The organism is Actinacidiphila sp. bgisy167 (genome assembly GCF_965342175.1).
Classification (GTDB): domain Bacteria; phylum Actinomycetota; class Actinomycetes; order Streptomycetales; family Streptomycetaceae; genus Actinacidiphila.
The window spans coordinates 90,262-107,506 of the sequence record NZ_CBDRBL010000008.1; the positions used below are offsets into that span (position 1 = coordinate 90,262).

General features: G+C 73.2%; 16 protein-coding genes and 1 pseudogene. 8 read left to right on the forward strand and 9 right to left on the reverse strand.

Going from position 1 to position 17,245, the window contains the following annotated elements; translation table 11 throughout:
• Positions 1–64: 64 nt before the first annotated feature.
• Entirely contained in the window at positions 65–271 is a 207-nt protein-coding gene (locus tag ACRWND_RS05245; RefSeq protein WP_431946392.1) for a hypothetical protein, read from the forward strand.
• Positions 272–383: 112 nt separating this feature from the next.
• On the opposite strand, the gene ACRWND_RS05250 is transcribed toward ACRWND_RS05245, so the two are convergent.
• From ACRWND_RS05250 to ACRWND_RS05260, 3 genes are all read right to left on the reverse strand, one after another.
• The gene (locus ACRWND_RS05250; RefSeq protein ID WP_431946394.1) at positions 384–1,478 is read right to left on the reverse strand and encodes a S1C family serine protease; all 1,095 of its coding nucleotides are present in this window, start codon (positions 1,476–1,478) and stop codon (positions 384–386) included.
• 49 nt (positions 1,479–1,527) lie between these two features.
• Positions 1,528–2,241, reverse strand: a complete 714-nt coding sequence (locus ACRWND_RS05255) for a class I SAM-dependent methyltransferase (protein ID WP_431946396.1) — start codon at positions 2,239–2,241, stop codon at positions 1,528–1,530.
• A 68-nt stretch (positions 2,242–2,309) separates the two neighbouring features.
• On the reverse strand, positions 2,310–2,945 hold the full coding sequence (locus ACRWND_RS05260) for a DUF3043 domain-containing protein (protein ID WP_431946398.1): 636 nt from the start codon (positions 2,943–2,945) through the stop codon (positions 2,310–2,312).
• Positions 2,946–3,095: 150 nt separating this feature from the next.
• On the opposite strand from ACRWND_RS05260, the gene ACRWND_RS05265 reads away from it, so the two are divergent.
• The 5 genes from ACRWND_RS05265 to ACRWND_RS05285 all read left to right on the forward strand — a co-directional run bounded on the left by ACRWND_RS05265 (position 3,096) and on the right by ACRWND_RS05285 (position 9,881).
• Positions 3,096–3,884 carry a PspA/IM30 family protein gene (locus tag ACRWND_RS05265; RefSeq protein WP_361801667.1) on the forward strand — a complete coding sequence of 263 codons (789 nt, stop codon included), beginning with the start codon at positions 3,096–3,098 and terminating at the stop codon, positions 3,882–3,884.
• Positions 3,885–3,904: 20 nt separating this feature from the next.
• Positions 3,905–4,210: a PspA-associated protein PspAA gene (gene pspAA, locus ACRWND_RS05270; protein ID WP_431946400.1), complete on the forward strand. Its 306-nt coding sequence runs from the start codon at positions 3,905–3,907 to the stop codon at positions 4,208–4,210.
• Positions 4,211–4,503: 293 nt separating this feature from the next.
• Positions 4,504–5,724: a sensor histidine kinase gene (locus ACRWND_RS05275; protein ID WP_431946465.1), complete on the forward strand. Its 1,221-nt coding sequence runs from the start codon at positions 4,504–4,506 to the stop codon at positions 5,722–5,724.
• Entirely contained in the window at positions 5,721–6,509 is a 789-nt protein-coding gene (locus ACRWND_RS05280) for a response regulator transcription factor (RefSeq protein ID WP_431946402.1), read from the forward strand. The genes ACRWND_RS05275 and ACRWND_RS05280 overlap by 4 nt, the downstream gene beginning before the upstream one ends.
• Positions 6,510–6,737: 228 nt before the next feature.
• A complete protein-coding gene (locus ACRWND_RS05285) occupies positions 6,738–9,881 on the forward strand; it encodes an efflux RND transporter permease subunit (protein WP_431946404.1) in 3,144 nt (1,047 codons plus the stop codon).
• Positions 9,882–9,918: 37 nt separating this feature from the next.
• On the opposite strand, the gene ACRWND_RS05290 is transcribed toward ACRWND_RS05285, so the two are convergent.
• The 3 genes from ACRWND_RS05290 to nadA all read right to left on the reverse strand — a co-directional run bounded on the left by ACRWND_RS05290 (position 9,919) and on the right by nadA (position 11,921).
• Positions 9,919–10,077 carry a hypothetical protein gene (locus tag ACRWND_RS05290; RefSeq protein WP_431946406.1) on the reverse strand — a complete coding sequence of 53 codons (159 nt, stop codon included), beginning with the start codon at positions 10,075–10,077 and terminating at the stop codon, positions 9,919–9,921.
• The gene (locus ACRWND_RS05295) at positions 10,074–10,397 is read right to left on the reverse strand and encodes a hypothetical protein (RefSeq protein WP_431946408.1); all 324 of its coding nucleotides are present in this window, start codon (positions 10,395–10,397) and stop codon (positions 10,074–10,076) included. The genes ACRWND_RS05290 and ACRWND_RS05295 overlap by 4 nt, the downstream gene beginning before the upstream one ends.
• 348 nt (positions 10,398–10,745) lie before the next feature.
• Complete coding sequence (gene nadA, locus ACRWND_RS05300; protein ID WP_431946410.1) at positions 10,746–11,921, reverse strand: quinolinate synthase NadA; 1,176 nt, start codon at positions 11,919–11,921, stop codon at positions 10,746–10,748.
• Positions 11,922–12,163: 242 nt separating this feature from the next.
• Between nadA and ACRWND_RS05305 the strand changes: the two genes are divergently transcribed.
• The gene (locus tag ACRWND_RS05305; RefSeq protein ID WP_431946412.1) at positions 12,164–12,517 is read left to right on the forward strand and encodes a HesB/IscA family protein; all 354 of its coding nucleotides are present in this window, start codon (positions 12,164–12,166) and stop codon (positions 12,515–12,517) included.
• 75 nt (positions 12,518–12,592) lie between these two features.
• On the opposite strand, the gene ACRWND_RS05310 is transcribed toward ACRWND_RS05305, so the two are convergent.
• Entirely contained in the window at positions 12,593–13,948 is a 1,356-nt protein-coding gene (locus ACRWND_RS05310) for a hypothetical protein (RefSeq protein ID WP_431946414.1), read from the reverse strand.
• Between the two features lie 102 nt (positions 13,949–14,050).
• Positions 14,051–14,257, reverse strand: coding sequence for a hypothetical protein (locus ACRWND_RS05315; RefSeq protein ID WP_431946416.1), 207 nt, complete (start codon positions 14,255–14,257; stop codon positions 14,051–14,053).
• Between the two features lie 137 nt (positions 14,258–14,394).
• Between ACRWND_RS05315 and ACRWND_RS05320 the strand changes: the two genes are divergently transcribed.
• Complete coding sequence (locus ACRWND_RS05320; RefSeq protein ID WP_431946417.1) at positions 14,395–15,369, forward strand: carbohydrate kinase family protein; 975 nt, start codon at positions 14,395–14,397, stop codon at positions 15,367–15,369.
• Positions 15,370–15,736: 367 nt separating this feature from the next.
• Here ACRWND_RS05320 and ACRWND_RS05325 read toward each other — a convergent pair.
• Positions 15,737–17,116: pseudogene (locus ACRWND_RS05325) on the reverse strand (cysteine desulfurase/sulfurtransferase TusA family protein); the annotation flags it as partial.
• Positions 17,117–17,245 lie beyond the last annotated feature (129 nt).

Here is a 17,245-nt window from a genome sequence, read left to right on the forward strand (position 1 = left end):
GATCCTCTCGCGTCCGCGCACGCTACGCTGCCGGGCAGGCACCCCCAGGGACGAGGAGACGGACATGGCGTGGACGTGGCGTTTCGAGAAGGCCGACGGCACGGAGGTCACCCCCGCGGTCGAGCCCGAGGAGTTCACGACGCAAGGTGACGCCGAGTCATGGATCGGCGAGGTCTGGAAGGACCTCCTCCAGGGCGGCGCCGACCAGGTCCACCTCTTCGACGACGGCACGAAGGTCTACGGCCCGATGAGCCTGCACGCCGACGAGTAGAGCCCGTGCCGCCTGCGGCCGCGAGAGCCGGCGGCCGCACCGTACCGGAAGCCGGGCCGCGAGGGACGCGAACGTCCCACGCGGCCCGGCCCCGGTCGTACGAGCGGGCCCCCTACGAGAGTTGCCCCAGGGTGACCTTGACGGTCTTCTGACCGCTGCCGCGCTGGAAGGTGACGTCCACGGTGTCCCCGGGGGCGTGCTGCACCAGGGCCTCGGACAGGGACTGCAAGGTGGTGATGTCGTCGTTGCCGACCCGGACGATGACGTCCCCCGGCCTGATGCCGGCCTTCTCCGCCGCGCCGCCCCTGGTGACCTCGACGACGCCCACCCCGGCGGGCTGGAAGTCCTCGTCGAGGACGGTGCGCGCGACGATGTCCAGTGCCGCGCGGCCGGAGTCGACGACCTTGCCGTGCTCGATGATCTGGTCCGCGATGCGGGTGACGGTCGCCGAGGGGATGGCGAAGCCGATGCCCGGCGCTGAGGAGTCGCCCATGGTGGGGTTGACCGCGGCGAGCGTCGGGATCCCGATGACCTGGCCGGAGAGGTTGACCAGCGCACCGCCGCTGTTGCCCGGGTTGATGGGCGCCGAGGTCTGCACGAGGTCGGCCAGGGTGGCGCCCGCGGCGCCCCCGGGCCCGCTCTCGCTGACCGTGCGGTCGACGGCCGAGACGATGCCCTGTGTGACGCTGCTGTTCAGGCCGAGCGGGCTGCCCATGGCGAGCACGATCTGCCCGACCTCGACGTCGTGGGAGCTGCCGAAGGTCGCCGCACGCAGCCCGCTCGGCGGGTCGTCGAGTTCGATGACGGCGAGGTCCATCTCGGGGTAGGAGGCCACGAGCCGCCCCTTGTGCGGGGTGTCGCTGTTGGCGAGGGTGACCTCGAAGGTGTCCGCGTCGCCGACGACATGGGCGTTGGTGACGATGTGGCCCTTGGTGTCGTAGACGATGCCGGAGCCGAGCCCCTCGGACGTGTTGATCTGGACGACGGACGGCAGCACCGCCTTGACCACCTGCTGGTAGGCGCGCTCCAGATCGCGGGCGCCGGCCGCCTCGGTGGCGGGTGCGGGCGCCGAGGACGCCGCGCTGGGGGCGGGGGAGTCCCCCGTGCATCCGGCGGTCAGGCCTCCGCAGCACGCGACGGCCAGCAGCAGGGCCGCCGCCCGGGGCGCCGCCGTCGGCCGCCATGGGTTCCGCTTCGTATCGCGCATGACCGAAGTGTCGCGTTCGCAGCACCCCGTCCCCGGTATCCCGCCCCGGTCAGTCCCGTACGCCGCACAGATGCAGCAGTGCCGCGACTGCCCGGTAGGGGTCGGTGCGCCCGGCCAGCTCCTCCGCGGCCAGCAGTTCGTCCGGGACGCCGTCCACGGCGTCGTCCGGGGCCGTGTCGGTGAAGACGCGCACCCCGTACCAGGCGTGCAGCGGCGCGCCGATGGCACTGAGGGTCGTCGTCAGGTCCGCGCGCCGGTCGGCGCGGGCGGGCAGCCCCAGCCGGTTGGTGTACGTGTCGCCCGCGAAGGCGGCCAGCGCCGCGGCCCAGTCGCCCTGCAGCGCGGGCCGCATCGCCAGGGCGTCGGCGTTGCGCACCAGCAGCGACAGCAGCCCGCCGGGGGCCAGTACCCGGGCGAGCCCGGCGACCATGGCGTCCGGCTCGGGCAGGTACATCAGCACGCCGTGGCAGAGCACCACGTCGAAGGTTCCGGGCCCGAAGTGCCGGCCTGCCTCCCGGCCGTCGCCCTCGATGAGGGTGATCCGCTCGCGTATGCCCTCGGGCTCGGCGGCGACGGCCTCACACAGGACGCCCGCCATCTCGGGATCGGCCTCCAGGCCGGTGATCAGGTGACCGGCGCGGGCGAGCCGCAGGGCCTGGGTGCCCTGGCCGGGGCCGACGTCGAGGATCCTGAGCCGGCGCCCGACGGGGAAGCGCGCGGTGATCTGCTCGTCGAGCTGGCGCGCGACCAGCTCCTGGCGCACGGTGTTCCGGAGTCCGCCCAGCAGGTCCAGCCACGAGCCGGCGGCGCCGGCGAAGGCGCCGTTCCCGTTCAGGGCTTGGTACCGCGCTTGACCTGCGGCTTCGGCAGGCGCAGTCGGCGCATCTGGAGGGTCCGCATGAGGGCGTAGGCCACCGCGCCCTTGGTGGGCTTGTCCGGGAAGCGCTTCGCCAGCTCGCGGCGGAGCAGGAAACCGGTGACGACGGAGTCGATGACGATCAGCACGATCACCACCAGCCACAGCAGCAGCGAGAGGTTCTGCAGGGCGGGGTTGCGGAGCATGCTGAGCACGAGGATGACCACGGCGAGCGGCAGGAAGAACTCCGCCACCCGGAACCGCGAGTCCACGTAGTCGCGGGCGAACTTGCGCACCGGGCCCCTGTCGCGGGCGGGCAGGTAGCGCTCGTCGCCGTTCATCAGCGCCTCGCGCTGCTTGGCGAGGTCGGCGCGCCGGGCCTCACGGGCCTGCTTCGCGGCGGCCTTGGGGTCGGCGGGCGTGGCCACCGCCCTGCGGCGCTGCGTCTGGGCCTCGCTGCGCTTGGGGGTGGGGCGGCCCTTGGGCGCCTGCGGATCGCGGGGCCGCTGGTCCTCCACCATGGTGGTGGACGCGGCCTGCTCGTTTTGAGAACGACGTCGGAACACGCCTCCAAGGTTACGTGCTCGCCGACTCGACCCCCAGCCCCTCACCTACTCCCTGGGCCGGAGGTCATCGAACTGTGATCGTTCCTGAGGAGGAGCGTATCCGGGGCAGAACAGTGGGGTAATGGAACCAGGCCCCGTACTGTGGGGTCTGTAGAGGTGTGCCGGCGAGCTGAATGAAGGGGGCGCGCGAGGCCCATGAGCGGTGTCATGAAGCGGATGGGGATGATCTTCCGCGCGAAGGCCAACAAGGCCCTTGACCGGGCCGAGGATCCGCGCGAGACCCTCGACTACTCGTACCAGAAACAGCTGGAGCTGCTGCAGAAGGTGCGGCGTGGTGTCGCGGACGTAGCCACCTCGCGCAAGCGCCTGGAGCTGCAGCTGAACCAGCTGCAGCAGCAGTCCGCGAAGTACGAGGACCAGGGCCGCAAGGCGCTCGCCCTGGGACGGGAGGACCTGGCCCGTGAGGCGCTGTCGCGCCGGGCCGCCCTCCAGCAGCAGGTGACGGATCTGGAGACGCAGCACCAGACGCTCCAGGGCGAGGAGGAGAAGCTCACCCTCGCCGCCCAGCGCCTGCAGGCCAAGGTGGACGCCTTCCGCACGAAGAAGGAGACCATCAAGGCCACCTACAGCGCGGCCAAGGCCCAGACCCAGATCGGCGAGGCCTTCTCCGGCATCTCCGAGGAGATGGGCGACGTCGGCCTCGCGATCCAGCGGGCCGAGGACAAGACCGAGCAGCTGCGCGCCCGGGCCGGGGCCCTGGACGAGCTGCTGGCCTCCGGCGCCCTCGACGACCCGACCGGGATCGCCAAGGACGACATCCAGGCCGAGCTCGACCGCCTCTCCGGCGGCAGCGACGTGGAGCTGGAGCTGCAGCGCATGAAGGCCGAGCTGGCCGGCGGCTCCCCGCAGCAGGCCATCGAGGGCGGGCAGCAGGGCCAGACCCAGTCCCAGACCCAGGACCAGCCCCGGTTCGACAAGCAGTAGCGACCCTGGAGGAGGGCGTCGTGATCGTTCGGATCATGGGCGAGGGCCAGGTGACGGTGGACGAGAGCCACCTTCCCGAGCTCAACAAGCTCGACGACGAGCTCCTGGCGGAGACGGAGAGCGGTGACGAGGCCGGGTTCCGGCGTACGCTCACCGCTCTTCTCGACGCCGTCCGCCGGCTCGGCACACCCCTGCCGGACGACTCCCTGGAGCCGTCCGAGCTGATCCTGCCGGCCCCGGACGCCACGGTTGAGGACGTCCGGGAGATGCTGGGGTGGGGGCCGTCCTCCCGGACGGAGCCCGGGGAAGGGCTGATCCCCGGCTGAGGCTTCACCGCGTCGGCACACTCTCGGTCGTGCCCCGGCCCGGTACCGCGCCGGGCCGGGGCACGGGCGTGCGCGGGCGTCGTGCGGGCGGTTGGGTGCCCCCTGATGTGAGGGGCGGCTGATCCAGGGGACGGCTGATGTGTCGCGGCGTGCGCTCCACCGCGCTCCCGTACGCCGGCCGGCGGAACCTGCGTGGGTGAGGGCCGGTCCCCGGCCGGCACGTCACCGGCCGGGCACAAGGGGCAGGGGCGTGCGCGGGGGCCGTACCGTTGGTGGGCGTGCAGCATCGATCCATGCGGGACCGCGCCCGGCTGTGGCCGCAGGCCCACCCCATCGCCCTTGACGCCGGGCTGGCGCTCGCCGTCCTCGCGGTGATCCTCGGCAACATGCTCATCGGGCCGCACGCCGAGCGGTACGACGCCTCGCCCCTGAGCGTCGCGCTCACCGTCCTCGGCTCCGCGGCGCTGCTGCTGCGCCGGCGCAGTCCACTGGGCGTCCTCGCCTTCACCTGCGCGGTCACCGTGGTCTACCTGCTCACCGCGACCGGCGCGGGCCGCGCCCCGGTGGCGGCCACCGTCGTCGTCGCGCTGTTCTCCGCCTCCACCCGCACGGACCGCACCACCACCTTCCGGATCGGCCTGGCCACCTGCCTGCTGCTGCCCGCGATCGCCATGCTCTTCGGGGCCCGGCCCTGGTACTCCGCCGAGAACATCGCCCTGTTCGCGTGGAGCGGTATGGCCGCGGCCGCCGGCGAGGCCACCCGCAACCGCCGCGCCTACGTCGCCGCCGTCGAGGAGCGCGCCGAGCGGGCCGAGCGCACTCGGGAGGAGGAGGCCAAGCGCCGCGTCGCCGAGGAGCGGATGCGGATCGCCCGGGAGCTGCACGACGTGGTCGCCCACCACATCGCCCTGGTCAACGTGCAGGCCGGAGTCGCCGCCCACGTCATGGACAGCCGCCCCGACCAGGCCAAGCAGGCCCTCGCGCACGTCCGCGAGGCGAGCCGCTCCGCGCTGTCCGAGCTGCGCGCGACCGTCGGCCTGCTGCGGCAGACCGGGGACCCGGCCGCCCCCATGGAGCCGGCGCCCGGCCTCGGCGTGCTGGACCAGCTCGTCGACGGCTTCCGCAGGGCCGGGCTGCCGGTGCGGGTCGTCGAGGAGGACCCCGGCACGCTCCCCGCGAGCGTGGACCTCACCGCGTACCGGGTCATCCAGGAGTCGCTCACCAACGTCCACAAGCACGCCGGCCCGGGCGCCCGTGCGGAGGTCCGTATCGCGCGCGGCGCCGAGGCGCTGGAGGTCACCGTGGTCGACAGCGGCGGCAGCCCGCAGGGGCCGGACAGCGCGGGCGGCGGCCACGGCCTGATCGGCATGCGCGAGCGGGCCGCGGCGCTCGGCGGCACCTGTGAGGCCGGCCCCGGCGCGCAGGGCGGCTTCCGCGTCCACGCCCGCCTGCCGCTCGCGGTGCAGGGCCGCCAGTCCGCCGGTCCGACCGGGGATGGGAGAATCCCGGCATGATCAGGGTGCTGCTCGCGGACGACCAGGCGCTGCTCCGGGGCGCGTTCCGCGTCCTCGTGGAGTCCGAGCCGGACATGGAGGTCGTGGGAGAGGCCTCGGACGGCGACGAGGCCGTGGCGCTGGCCCGCAGCACCCGCGCGGACGTCGTCCTGATGGACATCCGGATGCCCGGTACGGACGGCATCGCCGCCACCCGTGCGATCACCGAGGCCGAGGACCTGACCGGCGTGGCGGTCCTCGTCCTGACGACCTTCGAGGCCGACGAGTACGTCGCCCAGGCGATCCGCGCCGGCGCCGCCGGCTTCCTCGGCAAGGGCGCCGAGCCCGACGAGCTGCTCGCCGCGATCCGCACCGTCGCCTCGGGCGACGCCCTGCTCTCCCCGTCCGCCACCAAGAGCCTGATCGCCACGTTCCTGGCGCAGGGCGGTGGGCAGCGCCCCCCTCAGAGCGAGGGAGCGGCGGCCGCCCCCGGCCTCGACGCGCTGACGGCGCGCGAGCGCGAGGTGCTGGTCGAGGTGGCGCTGGGGCTGCCGAACGACGAGATCGCCGAACGCCTCGGGGTGAGCCCGCTCACCGTCAAGACACATGTGAACCGCACCATGGCGAAGCTCGGCGCCCGCGACCGCGCACAGCTGGTCGTCGCCGCCTATGAGTCAGGTCTGGTGCGCCCAGCGCACGCGGCGTACGACCGGCGTGTACCGCATCCGCAGTACGCCCCGGGGGCCAACCGGGACCTCGGGCTGAGAAAACCACCGTCCGCGGCAGGAGAAGGTGGCATGGGCTGATAAGAGGCCGCGCGGACAGGCGGGGCGGCGTCGCGGGTCGACGGCTCTCGCCTGGCGGCGTTGTCGTCGGTCGCCGCAGCTCCGCTGCGTCTTGCTTCTCCGCCTTGCCGGACTCGGCCCTCGACCCGCTCCTTGCTCCACCCCACCTGTCCGCGCGGCCTCCAAGTCCGCAAACCCGCAGCCCCGCAACCGTCCGCACCGCGAGCACAGAGAAGAGACCGCACCACGATGTCCTGGCTGTCCCGATTCAGCCTCACCCAGCGCAGTCTGGTGGCGCTGATGGCCGTGGTCGCCATCGCCTTCGGCGCCATCGCGATACCGTCCCTCAAGCAGCAGAAGCTGCCCCCCTTCGACCTGCCCCTGGTGTCGGTGATCACGACCTACCCGGGTGCCTCCCCCGACGTCGTCGAGAAGCAGGTCGTCGAGCCGATCGAGAACGGCGTCCGGGGCGTCGACGGCATCACCGGGATCACCTCCACGGCGAGCGAGGGCGCCGCCGTGATCATGGCCCGATTCGACTACGGCAACGACAGCGACAAGCTGGTCGCCAACGTCCAGCAGGCCGTGAACCGGGTCTCCGCGCGGCTGCCGAAGGACGCCGACCCGCAGGTCGTGGCCGGCTCGACGGACGACATCCCGGCCGTCGTCCTCGCCGCCACCTCCACCGGCATGGACCAGCAGGCGCTCGCCGACGCCCTCGACCGCTCGGTCGTCCCGGTGCTGCAGGACATCGACGGCGTCGGCCAGGTGAGCGTCACCGGCGTCCAGAACCAGATCGTCACCGTCACCCCCGACGACAAGAAGCTCGCCGCCCGCCGGCTCGGCGCCGCCGCCCTCGTGCAGGCGCTGCAGGCCGGCGGACACGCCGTGCCGGCCGGGTCCTTCGAGGACGGCGGCAAGAGCCGCACCGTGCAGGTCGGCGGCGAGTACGCCTCGGTGCGCGAGATCGAGGAGCTGCGGATCCCCGCGGCCCCGCGGCCCGTGCGCCTCGGCGACGTCGCCACCGTCGCGGAGCGTCCCGACGCCGCCGCGTCCATCACCCGGACCGACGGCGAGCCCAGCCTCGGGATCGCCCTCACCATGGACCAGGACGGCAGCGCCGTCGCGGTCTCCTCGGCCGTCAAGGACAAGCTGGCCGACCTCGAGCGCGACCTCGGGAAGGGCTCCAAGCTCACCGTCGTGAGCGACCAGGGCCCGGCCGTCTCCAAGTCCATCCACGGGCTGACCACCGAGGGCCTGCTCGGCCTGCTCTTCGCGGTCGTGGTCATCCTCGTCTTCCTGGCGTCGCTGCGCTCGACGCTGGTGACCGCGGTGTCCATCCCGATCTCCGTCGTGCTGACGCTGATCGTGCTGTGGACGCGCGGCCTGTCGCTCAACATGCTCACGCTGGGCGCGCTGACCATCGCCATCGGCCGTGTCGTCGACGACTCGATCGTGGTGCTGGAGAACATCAAGCGGCACCTCGCCTACGGTGAGGAGAAGCAGACCGCGATCATCGCCGCGGTGCGCGAGGTGGCCGGCGCGGTCACCGCCTCGACTCTCACCACGGTCGCCGTCTTCCTGCCGATCGGCCTGGTCGGCGGCATGGTCGGCGCCCTGTTCGGCGGCTTCTCGCTCACCGTCGCGGCGGCGCTGCTGGCCTCGCTGCTGGTGTCCCTGACCATCGTCCCGGTGCTGTCGTACTGGTTCCTGAGGCCCCCGGCCGACGCGGGCAGCGCTGATCCCGCGGAGATCCGCCGCAGGGCCGAGGAGGAGGAGTCCCGCGGCGCGCTGCAGCGGCTGTACGTGCCGGTGCTGCGCTTCGCCACCCGCCGCCGGCTGACCAGCGTCCTCATCGCCGTCGCGGTCCTGGTGGTCACCGTCGGCCTCACCCCGCTGCTGAAGACGAACCTCTTCGAGCCGGGCGACCAGGACACGCTGACCGTCAAGCAGGAACTCCCGCCGGGCACCGGCCTGTCGGCCTCCGACGCGGCCGCCCGCAAGGTCGAGACGCTCCTCGAGGGCATCGACCAGGTGCAGGACTACCAGGTCACCGTGGGCTCCTCCGGCTTCCTGGCGGCCTTCGGCGGCGGCACCGGCGCCAACCAGGCCAGCTTCCAGGTGAAGCTGAAGGACGCCGACGACAGCGCCGCCGTCCTCGACGAGATCCAGAAGGGTCTGAAGAAGCTCGACGGCGTCGGGACGACCTCGGTCTCCGCCGGCGGCGGCGGCTTCGGCAACCAGGACCTGTCGGTGGTGGTCAAGGCCGCCGACGCCGACACCCTGGCCAAGGCCAGCGCCAAGGTCCGCGACGCCGTCGCCGAGCTGGACGGCGTCACCGACGTCAGCAGCGACCTGGCGCAGAGCGTGCCCCGGGTCGAGATCCGCGCCAAGCAGGCCGAGGCCGCCACGTACGGCCTCACCGACGCCACCATCGGCGCCGCCGTCACCCAGGCCGTGCGCGGTACGACCGTCGGCACCGCGGTGCTCGACGACACCGAGCGCGACGTGCGGGTGGTCTCCGCGCAGAAGGCCGGGACGGTCGCCGAGCTCAAGGCCCTCACCATCCCGACCCCCGCGGGACCGGTGAAGCTGGGCAAGGTCGCCGAGGTCGTCGAGGCCCCCGGACCGGTGCAGAAGACCCGGATCGACGGTGCCCGCGCCGCGACGATCACGGCGAAGCCCACCGCTGACGACACGGGCGCGGTGAGCAAGGCCCTGAAGGACAAGATCGAGAAGCTCGAGCTGCCCAAGGGCGCCACCGCCGAGATCAGCGGCGTCTCCTCCGACCAGGACGAGGCCAACAGGTCGCTCGCGCTCGCCATGCTCGCCGCGATCGCCATCGTCTTCCTGCTGCTGGTCGGCACCTTCCGCAGCCTGATCCAGCCGCTGGTGCTGCTGGTGTCCGTCCCGTTCGCCGCGACCGGCGCCATCGGCCTGCTGCTGATCACCGGCACCCCGATGGGCGTCCCGGCCATGATCGGCATGCTGATGCTCATCGGCATCGTGGTGACCAACGCGATCGTGCTGATGGACCTCGTCAACCAGTACCGGGCACGGGGCTACGGCGTGGTGGAGGCCGTCATCGAAGGCGGCCGGCACCGTCTGCGGCCGATCCTGATGACCGCGCTCGCGACCATCTTCGCCCTGCTCCCGATGGCCCTCGGGATCACCGGAGAGGGAGGGTTCATCGCCCAGCCGCTGGCCATCGTCGTCATCGGCGGTCTGCTCACCTCGACGCTGCTGACCCTGCTGCTCGTCCCGACCCTCTACACGGCGGTCGAGATCCGCAAGGAGCGCCGGGCCAAGCGCAAGGCGCTCAAGCGGGCGGCCCAGGCCGGCGGCCCGGGCGGCGCGGAGCCGCAGAAGGAGGCGGAGCTGGCCGGGGTCTGAGACCGCGAAGGCCAACCTGCGGCAGGGCCCCGGGCGTTCAACGACGCCCGGGGCCCTGCCGCGTCTGCAGGATGAACCCGGACGGGATGTACGGCTCGGGCGGACGCGTCCCGCGCAGGCGGAACCAGCCGGACGTGCCGATCCGCAGCCCGGCGGCCGACCCCGCGTCCACCGCCCCCTGCTGCTCGGCCGTCACATGGGCTGCCTGTGCCGGGTGCCCTCGGGCAGGCTCAGCAGCGCGGCGGTGAGCAGGCGGGTCGCCGGCCGGCGGGAGGTGGCGGCGAGCAGCCGTACGCTCCCGTGCCGGTCGATGCGGCAGTAGCCGCTCCCGGTGAGGTCGTCCACAACCGACAGCGGGCACTCGGTGAGGAGTTGGTCGCGGTCGGGGCCGTGGGCGCCGCCGCGGGTGCGCCGGTCCACGGAGTCAGTGAGGTCGCGGTGCTCGGCGGAGTTCTCGTGCACCGCCCCGTCCGGCGCGGGCAGGTCGCCCGTGCGGACGGCACCCTCCAGGCGCATGGCCGGATGCAGCGCGAAGCCCGACCCGCGGTAGGCCCGCCGCCTCCCGCGGGTCGGGGGAGCCGCAGATGATGCCGCGCAGGCAGCCGCGCCCGTAGGCCGGGGCGGCGGCCGGCAGTTCGCGGCCGACCCCCTGCCGCTGCGCGGAGGGCGGCACGGCGAGAAGCGACAGCCCCCATGTCCCTCGCGGTGCGTCGCAGGGCGGCCGCCTCGGGAGGCGTCCGCTCGGGCGGGCTGCCGCCGGCAGGGCGTCGGCGGCGCCGACGCGGCGGCGGCCACGACCGCCACCGTGTCGGCGTCCTCGTCGGTGCCGCGCGGCGGGCGCAGGATCATGCGCCCGTCCTGCCCCTACGGCAGGGCGAGCATCTGCTCCAGCGCGAGCTTCGCGAAGTGCTCGGTCTCCCGGTCGACCTGGATGCGGTTGACGACCTTGCCGTCGGCCAGCGACTCCAGCGCCCACACCAGGTGCGGCAGGTCGATCCGGTTCATGGTCGAGCAGAAGCACACGGTCTTGTCGAGGAAGACGATCTGCTTGTCCGGGTGCGCCTTGGCCAGCCGGCGCACCAGGTTGAGCTCGGTGCCGATCGCCCACGACGAGCCGGCCGGGGCCGCCTCCAGGGCCTTGATGATGTACTCGGTCGAACCGACGTGGTCGGCGGCGGCGACGACCTCGTGCTTGCACTCGGGGTGCACCAGCACGTTGACGCCGGGGATGCGGGCGCGCACGTCCTCGACCGAGTCCAGCGAGAAGCGACCGTGCACCGAGCAGTGGCCGCGCCACAGGATCATCTTCGCGTCGCGCAGCTGCTCGGCGGTCACTCCGCCGTTCGGCTTGTGCGGGTTGTAGACGACGCAGTCCTCCAGCGAGAAGCCCATCTCCCGGACCGCGGTGTTGCGGCCGAGGTGCTGGTCGGGGAGGAAGAGCACCTTCTCGCCCTGCTGGAACGCCCACTCCAGGGCCCGCTGGGCGTTGCTGGAGGTGCAGATGGTGCCGCCGTGCCGGCCGGTGAAGGCCTTGATGTCGGCGGAGGAGTTCATATAGGAGACGGGCACGGTGACGTCGGCGACGCCGGCCTCGGTGAGCACGTCCCAGCACTCGGCGACCTGCTCGGCGGTGGCCATGTCGGCCATGGAGCAGCCGGCCGCCAGGTCGGGGAGGATCACCTGCTGGGCGTCGGAGGTCAGGATGTCCGCCGACTCGGCCATGAAGTGCACGCCGCAGAAGACGATGTACTCGGCCTCGGGCCGGGCGGCCGCGTCCCGCGCCAGCTTGAAGGAGTCGCCGGTGACGTCGGCGAACTGGATGACCTCGTCGCGCTGGTAGTGGTGGCCCAGGACGAAGACCTTCTCGCCGAGCTTGGCCTTGGCGGCACGGGCGCGCTCCACCAGGTCCGGGTCAGAGGGGGCGGGCAGGTCGCCGGGACAGTCGACGCCGCGTTCGCTGCGCGGGTCGGACTCGCGGCCCAGGAGGAGCAGGGCGAGCGGGGTCGGCTGGACGTCCAGCGGTTCGGATGTGATGGTCACGGGCCCGAAGCCCTTTCTCTGCGGAACTGCGGCTCAACCTTTTCGTCTATTTGACGCTATCTATCATAACCCGTTCGCGTCAGAATGACGATGGCCCCTCGCGTCAGTGTGACGCATTACCCGAAGCGGGTCCGGTGTGCGAGCATGGAGGGCGCGAACACCCATCGGACCCGGAGGAATGAATCCGGGACGCCACCGGTTCACTGTTGTGGCAGCATCCGTACAACCCGGGAGTGGATCAGATGACGGTTCAGGACGAGACCAGCCAGAGCGAGGGCATCATCCTGTCCGACGCGGCGGCCTCCAAGGTCAAGAGCCTGCTCGAGCAGGAAGGCCGCGACGACCTCGCGCTGCGCGTCGCCGTCCAGCCGGGCGGTTGCTCCGGCCTGCGCTACCAGCTGTTCTTCGACGAGCGTTCTCTCGACGGCGACGTCGTCAAGGACTTCGGCGGTGTGAAGGTGGTCACCGACCGTATGAGCGCCCCCTACCTCGGCGGCGCCTCCATCGACTTCGTCGACACGATCGAGAAGCAGGGCTTCACGATCGACAACCCGAACGCCACCGGCTCCTGCGCCTGCGGCGACTCGTTCCACTGAGCCCCGCGCAAGGACGGCGGGCACCCACGGTGCTCGCCGTCCTCGGCGTGTCCTGACGCCTCGGGCCGGGCGCCGTCACTTCCCCGGCACCGTGCTGCCGTCGGAGAGATCGACGACCTTGCGGCCGCCCAGCGGCGCATCGAGGCGGACCGTGCGCGTGAAGCGTTCGGCGACCATGACGCAGGCCTTCCCCGGGTCCTCCTGCACCCCTGTCACCCGCACCGTCACCACCGCGCCCGACTCGTCGGCCGAAGCCGTGTAGCGACTGCACACCCCGCCCCAGAAGCGCAGTGTCAGCTCCGTGCCCTCGGCGCTGTACGACTCCACCTTCACCGGCGAGACGACCGGCGCCACCGGCCTCGTCGGCGCGGGAGAGGCGCCGCCGCCGCGCACATGGGCCGGGTCCACGGCGGGCTGGGCCAGCACCGAGGTGCGCGTCTCGCCCTTTCGCGCCACCTCGAAGAGCCAGGACGGCACCAGGGCGAGCCGCCCGGCCACCTGCTGCGCCGACAGGCCGAACTCGGCACGGCGCACCTCCAGCTGCCGGTGCGCCGTCGGCAGGCAGGGGAGCACCTCCGGCAGCCTCGGCCCGTCGCCGGACCCGCGGGGGTGCTTCGGCACCACGGTCGGGCAGGAGCCGATTCCCGGGTCACCGCCCGCGCCGGGGCGCTCGAGCAGCTTCAAGGCCTCCTTCGCCGACACCACCGGATAGGTGTCGCCCCTGGTGAGCGGCGCCATCATGCCGTGCCCGGCGACCAGCAGCCCGTCGGAGGCGACCAGGACCGCCGACCGCCAGCCGTGCGTCGGCAGCCCCGCCGGCCGCGGGTCCGCGGTGACCGTGCGCAGCACCCCCGAGACCTCGCGCGCGTCCGTTCGCGCGTCCTGCAGCCCGAGCGCCGCGAAGACCGGTGCCGCCACGCGCAGCGCCTGCGCCGCCGGTACCGCGAGATCCTCCCGAACCGGGGCGCGGCCCTCGCGGGGTGCGCCGCCGTAGTAGGCGTACGACCAGGCGCCCGGCGCTTCCTTGCCGACCCGGAGCACCGGCCCGCCGCCGTCCGGCGTGCCGCCGGCCTTCCAGACGCCGTGGTCGGACGTCACCGTCCCCGGCACATCAAGGGCGCGCGCCAGCCGTACCACCGCGGCACGCGACACGTCACCCGGGAGCCGCACGGCCGCGGAGGACGGGCCGTCGGGCAGGTCGCCCCGGACGGTGAGGTCGACACCCGCATCGCGGCCGGCGCCATCGAGCTCCAGCGGCCGAGGGGAAGCGCCCCCGCTGCCGCCCGAGCCGCGCGGCACGGCGCCGTCCGCCGCCGACGAGGCCCAGTAGGCTCCGCCGCCCCCGGCGGCCAGCACGGCGGCCGCCACCGCCGTCACCGCCCACGATGACCTGCTCCGGCGGCGGTGCGGTCGCGTCGGCTCGCTCTCCACGATGGCTCCTTCGGCTCCGCTCAGCCGGCACAGCCGGCGACGTCCCGGCCGGGCGGCCGGAGGGACGTCGCTTGGACGGGCAGGAGCGCCTCGCGGTTCCGATCAGTCGGCGTACTCCGCCATGCCCTCGACGACATGCGACGACGCGGCCGGCACCGTGATCCCGCGCAGACTGGCCGGGCTGACCGGAGCGGACGCGTCCTGCGCGGAGACCTCCCAGTGCGCGGCCATCTTGCGGCAGTCGCCGACCAGCTCCGCGAGCGACTCGGGGTCGTCGAGGAGGGGAGCGGCGCGAAGAGGAGTGGTCATAGACACGACCATAGGGACCCGAGGTGAGGGGAGAAAGCCCTACTATCGGGTAGTTTTCCCTAGTCGGCGCCCCCCGGCCCAGCCGGTAGCGTGGACAGGTACCGTCCGCCGCCCGCCTCCGCAGGAGCATCCCAGCCGTGCGTATCGCAGTCACCGGCTCCATCGCCACCGACCACCTGATGACCTTCCCCGGCCGATTCGCCGACCAGCTCGTCGCCGATCAGCTGCACACGGTCTCCCTCTCCTTCCTGGTCGACACGCTCGACGTACGCCGCGGTGGCGTCGGTGCGAACATCTGCTTCGGGATGGGCCAGCTGGGTGTCCGGCCCATCCTCGTCGGCGCCGCCGGCTCCGACTTCGACGAGTACCGCGCCTGGCTCGACCGGCACGGCGTGGACACCGCGTCCGTCCGCATCTCCGAGGTGCTGCACACCGCGCGCTTCGTCTGCACCACGGACGCCGACCACAACCAGATCGGCTCCTTCTACACCGGCGCCATGAGCGAGGCCCGCCTCATCGAGCTGCACTCCGTCGCCGCCCGCGTGGGCGGCCTCGACCTCGTGCTCATCGGCGCCGACGACCCCGAGGCGATGCTGCGCCACACCGAGGAGTGCCGCTCCCGCGGCATCCCGTGGGCGGCGGACTTCTCGCAGCAGATCGCCCGTATGAACGGCGACGAGATCCGGATACTGCTCGACGGCGCGGCCTACCTCTTCTCCAACGAGTACGAGAAGGGCCTGATCGAGTCCAAGACCGGCTGGACGGACGCCGAGATCCTCGGCCGGGTCGGCACCCGCGTCACCACGCTCGGCTCGCGCGGCGTCCGCATCGAGCGGGCCGGCGAGGAGCCGATCGTCGTGAGCTGCCCGGAGGAGGAGGCCAAGGTCGACCCCACCGGCGTCGGCGACGCCTTCCGGGCGGGTTTCCTCTCGGGTCTGGCGTGGGGCGTGGGTGCGGAGCGGGCGGCCCAGGTGGGCTGCATGCTGGCGACGCTGGTGATCGAGACGGTCGGCACGCAGGAGTACCAGTTGCGGCGGGCTCACTTCATGGACCGCTTCACCAAGGCCTACGGCGAGGACGCGGCCGAGGAGGTCCGCGCGCACCTTCACTGAGGCGCTGCGAGGTCGGCCGCCTGGTCGCCTCCCACCGCGGCCGCCCGGGAGGGGCGGCACGGCGGCGGACATGGCGGTCGGGGCGGGCGCCGGAAAAGCGATCGGGGTGCGTGCGCGCCGCACCTCGGATGCGATGGCGTACGCGTCCTCCCGCGCCGACGGCCGAGCGGCAGGGGACCCGGGGCGGTGGCGTCGGGGCGGGCGCCTCGCGTCCCGGTCGCACCGCCCCCCCGCGGCGGCGCGCGCCCCGGGGCGAGGGCCTCGGTGAGGACGCGGGGGACCGGCTGCGCACAGCCGCGCCCACCCGTGGGCCCCCGCACCAGGCCGGAGGCCGAGCGTGCCATACAGCTGTGCGCGCCCACCCGGCGCCCAGGTACTCCTGCTCGCGCATGTCGCACCACGCCGGGATGTCGAGCCGGGCGGCCTCGTCGTCGGAGAGCACCGACACGATCCCGCCCACCGGCACGTCCCCGATGACCTTCGCCAGCTCGATGACCGGAATCGGGCACCGCTTGCCGAGGGAGTCCACGACGAGATCCGGCCCGCCCTCCTCCTCGACCGCCTCCTTCGCGGACGGGCGCGCCGCCGGCCCTGACCCCGGCGTCGGCGCGCCGAGCCGCTCGCGCACCGCACGCACCACGCCGGGCAGCACCTCGAGGAAGCGGTCGACGTCCCCCGCCTCCGTCCCCGCCGGCAGCGAGACCCGCACGTTCCCCTCGGAGAGCACGCCCATCGCCTTGAGCACATGGCTCGGAGTCAGTGTGCTGGCCGTGCACGAGGACCCCGAGGACACGGAGAAGCCCTCCCGGTCCAGTTCGTGCAGCAGGGCCTCGCCGTCCACGTAGAGGCAGGAGAAGGTCACCACGTTCGGCAGCCGCAGTTCGGGGTGCCCCACCACCTCGACGTCCGGGACGAGTTCGGGCACCGCGGCACGGATGCGGCCGACAAGGGCGGACAGCCGCGCCGCTTCCGCCGCGGCCTCGGCGCGCACCGCCCGCAGGGAGGCGGCCGCGGCGACGATCGCGGGGAGGTTCTCGAAGCCGGGCGCGCGGCCCGACTCCCGTTCGTCCGCGGGTCCCTGGGACGCGAAGCGGGTTCCCTTGCGGACCGCCAGCAGACCCACCCCGGACGGCCCGCCCCACTTGTGGGCGCTCGCCGCCAGCAGCGACCAGCTCCCCGGCACCGCTCCCCAGCCCAGCGACTGGGCGGCGTCGACCAGCAGCGGCACACCCGCCGCCTGGCACAGCTCCGCGACCTCCTCGACCGGCTGCACCGTGCCGACTTCGTGGTTGGCGGACTGCAGGCAGGCCAGCGCGGTGTCCTCGCGCAGCGCCGCGCCGAAGGCGCCCGCGTCGACCAGTCCGGTGCGGTCGGTGCCGACCTGCGTGACGTCGGCGTCCTCTCCGCCCTGCGCGTGGTTCACCGTGTACGACGCCGCGTGCAGCACGCAGGAGTGCTCGACGGCGGAGACGACCACATGCCGGCCCACCCGGCGCCGGCCGGCGAGCGCCCCGGCCACTCCCGCGTGGACGGCACGTGTACCCGAAGGAGTGAAAACGAGTTCGTCCGGACGGCACCCGACGGCGTCCGCGGCGGCCTCCCGGGCGGCGTCGAGCAGCAGCCGCGCGCGGCGCCCCTCGCGGTAGAGCCGGGAGGGGTCGGCCCACCCTTCGTCGAGGGCGGCGAGGAGGGCCTGCCTGGCGACGGGATGCAGCGGTGCGGCGGACGCGGCGTCGAAGTAGGGCACGTGGTGAACGCTACGCCCCGGTGCCCCGGCGAGCGTCTGGGGACCAGTCAAAAGCCCCCGAAACGGGGCCCTCCGCAGGTGCGGAGCGGTGCCCGACACCCCTTCGGGGGCCGCCCCGGCGCGTTGGCC

What these genes read in the sequence shown, in the direction of transcription:
- ACRWND_RS05245 (WP_431946392.1), top strand. Translation starts at nt 65, where the DNA reads ATGGCGTGGACGTGGCGTTTCGAGAAGGCCGACGGCACGGAGGTCACC.
- ACRWND_RS05250 (WP_431946394.1), bottom strand. Translation starts at nt 1,478, where the DNA reads ATGCGCGATACGAAGCGGAACCCATGGCGGCCGACGGCGGCGCCCCGG.
- ACRWND_RS05265 (WP_361801667.1), top strand. Translation starts at nt 3,096, where the DNA reads ATGAGCGGTGTCATGAAGCGGATGGGGATGATCTTCCGCGCGAAGGCC.
- ACRWND_RS05275 (WP_431946465.1), top strand. Translation starts at nt 4,504, where the DNA reads ATGCGGGACCGCGCCCGGCTGTGGCCGCAGGCCCACCCCATCGCCCTT.
- ACRWND_RS05280 (WP_431946402.1), top strand. Translation starts at nt 5,721, where the DNA reads ATGATCAGGGTGCTGCTCGCGGACGACCAGGCGCTGCTCCGGGGCGCG.
- ACRWND_RS05285 (WP_431946404.1), top strand. Translation starts at nt 6,738, where the DNA reads ATGTCCTGGCTGTCCCGATTCAGCCTCACCCAGCGCAGTCTGGTGGCG.
- ACRWND_RS05295 (WP_431946408.1), bottom strand. Translation starts at nt 10,397, where the DNA reads ATGCGCCTGGAGGGTGCCGTCCGCACGGGCGACCTGCCCGCGCCGGAC.
- ACRWND_RS05305 (WP_431946412.1), top strand. Translation starts at nt 12,164, where the DNA reads ATGACGGTTCAGGACGAGACCAGCCAGAGCGAGGGCATCATCCTGTCC.
- ACRWND_RS05315 (WP_431946416.1), bottom strand. Translation starts at nt 14,257, where the DNA reads ATGACCACTCCTCTTCGCGCCGCTCCCCTCCTCGACGACCCCGAGTCG.